Below are 2,517 nucleotides of genomic sequence, written 5' to 3' on the forward strand. Positions count from 1 at the left end.
GGGTACGTCATCGATCGACTTGCAGCAGAACCCTACTGTCTGCGTGTAGTAGGACCCTATGTCCTCCGCGTGATCGGTGTACGCGGTCGCGAACGGTCCGGACGTGTCTCCGTTGAGCACAGCCGACCACGCGATTTCGAGGTGTGGATCACGAAGTTTGCCGAGGGCTCGCCGCGGACTTCGAACGGGCACACCGGCCACCAGAGTTTCGCGACGTTCCACGATTTGAAACGACATCGGGCAGAACCTCCAAACGCGACTACATCGTCCCCCCCTGCTTCGCGTGCACTGCCCGACACCGGCACATCGAATGGGACGAGTACGAGCCTAAGGGGTGAAACGGATGGTTTCAAAGGTTCTGCAAAACCAACATAAGGTCTTTTTTAGCTTGTTTCCCTTCTCTAGGTATGGTTTATTTGGGGCATCGATTTCGGGGCTCGAGACCGGACACGCTCTTCCCACCGAGGGGGCACCCGCATGAAGTGCCGTCTGTGCAATTCGGACCGCCTGACCAGCATCCTGGACCTCGGAGCCACTCCACCGTGTGAACGATTCCTCACGGCCGAGCAGCTCGACCTCCCGGAATGCACATATCCACTCCACCTGCGCCTGTGCGAGGACTGCCTACTGCTGCAGATACCCGCGTTGATCACGCCGGAGGACACCTTCACCGAGTACGCCTACTTCTCCTCGTACTCGCAGTCGTGGGTCGATCACGCTCGAAGCTTCGTGCACGACGCACTGGGAAGCGGACGGCTCCGGCCCGACTCGACCCTCGTCGAGGTCGCGAGCAACGACGGTTACCTCCTCCGTCACGCGGTGGACGCCGGCATCCGGTGCCTGGGCATCGAACCGTCGGTCAATGTCGGGGAGGCCGCCAGGGCAGCCGGCGTGCCGACCCACACCGGTTTCCTCGATATCGAACTGGCCGAACATATTCGGACGGAATACGGCCCAGCGGATCTCGTCGTCGCGAACAACGTCTACGCTCACGTACCCGACCTCGTCGGATTCACGCGTGCGCTGCGCCTGCTCATGGCCGAGGACGGCTGGCTCAGCGTCGAGGTCCACCACGCCCTGAACCTGTTGGCACTCGGACAGTTCGACACGATCTACCACGAGCACTTCCAGTACTACACGGTGCTGTCGGCCGCACGAGCGCTGGCGTCCGGGGGCCTCCGGATCGTCGACGTGGAACTGCTCGACACCCACGGGGGTTCGATCCGTGTGTGGGCGCGGCCCGAACAGGCAGCACAGGACCCGAGTCCGCGCGTCGCCGAGGTTCTCGAGATCGAAAGGCGCGCAGGGCTACACGATCCCACAGGATATTTCCGGCTCGAACCGCTCGCACGCACCTCACGCCTCGATCTGCTGCGTTTCCTCCTCCAGTGCCGGAACGAAGGCCTCTCGGTCGTCGGCTACGGAGCACCCGGCAAGGGCAACACACTGCTCAACTACTGTGGCATCCGACCGGATCTCTTGTCCTATACCGTCGATCGGAATCCGTACAAGCACGGACGTTTCACGCCGGGGACGCGGATCCCGATCGAGCCCGTCGAGCGGATCGCCCAGGACCGGCCGGACGTCGTCCTCGCGTTGCCCTGGAACCTCGAGCCCGAACTGACCCGCCAGCTCGCGTATATCGCGGAGTGGAAGGGACGCCTCGTCCTTCCGCTCCCCACCATTCACACGACCATCGGCGAACCCGAACTGTCCTGGAGGACAACATCATGAAGGTTGTACTGTTCTGCGGTGGTTACGGCATGCGCATGCGTAACGATCGGAACGACCAGATTCCCAAGCCCATGCAGATGGTAGGCCCCCGGCCGATCCTGTGGCATATCATGCGGTACTACGCGCACTTCGGTCACAAGGAGTTCATCCTGTGCCTGGGGTACGGAGCGTCCGAGATCAAGAATTTCTTCCTCGACTACCACGAGGAGCAATCGAACGATTTCATCCTGCACGACAACACCGTCGACTGCCTCAGCACCGACATCAGCGACTGGCGGATCACTTTCGTCGACACCGGACTCGAGTCGGCGATCGGTGAACGTCTCCGCCGTGTCCGCCGGCACCTCGAGGGAGACGAGTACTTCCTCGCCAACTACGCGGACGTCCTCACCGACGCCCCGCTCGACGAGATGATCGATCGTTACCATCGGTCGGGTGCTACGGCCTCGATGTTGGTCGTGCCTCCGCAGTCGTCGTTCCATTGCGTCGACGTAGCGGAGAACGGCGAGATCAAGGAAATCGTTCCTGTGAGCAGGTTCCCCATCTGGGAGAACGGCGGGTACTTCGTCCTGAGCCAGGCGATCTTCGACCTCCTTCCCCCCGGTGGCGATCTGGTGGCCGATGTCTGCGGCGCACTCGCCGGCCAGGGCCGGTTGTACGGCTATCGGCACAGCGGGTTCTGGAAACCGGCGGACACGTTCAAGGAACGCGCGGAACTGGACGACAACTACGCTCGTGGCATCCACCCCTGGACCGTGTGGGAGTCGGCCCGCCCGGCGGTGA

General features: G+C 62.5%; 2 protein-coding genes and 1 pseudogene. 2 read left to right on the forward strand and 1 reads right to left on the reverse strand.

Annotated features, from left to right (window positions below; all coding sequences use genetic code 11):
* A pseudogene (locus tag R1101_RS31175) lies at positions 1 to 237 on the reverse strand (AraC family transcriptional regulator); the annotation flags it as partial.
* A gap of 240 nt (positions 238 to 477) precedes the next feature.
* Here R1101_RS31175 and R1101_RS0121045 point away from each other — a divergent pair.
* Complete coding sequence (locus R1101_RS0121045; RefSeq protein ID WP_016935240.1) at positions 478 to 1,734, forward strand: class I SAM-dependent methyltransferase; 1,257 nt, start codon at positions 478 to 480, stop codon at positions 1,732 to 1,734.
* Positions 1,731 to 2,517 (forward strand): glucose-1-phosphate cytidylyltransferase (locus R1101_RS0121050; protein WP_016935241.1); only part of this gene is annotated, 787 nt, incomplete at its 3' end. The genes R1101_RS0121045 and R1101_RS0121050, both read left to right, overlap by 4 nt.

Source organism: Rhodococcus sp. R1101 (assembly GCF_000278445.1).
Lineage (GTDB): Bacteria > Actinomycetota > Actinomycetes > Mycobacteriales > Mycobacteriaceae > Rhodococcus > Rhodococcus gordoniae.

What these genes read in the sequence shown, in the direction of transcription:
- R1101_RS0121045 (WP_016935240.1), top strand. Translation starts at nt 478, where the DNA reads ATGAAGTGCCGTCTGTGCAATTCGGACCGCCTGACCAGCATCCTGGAC.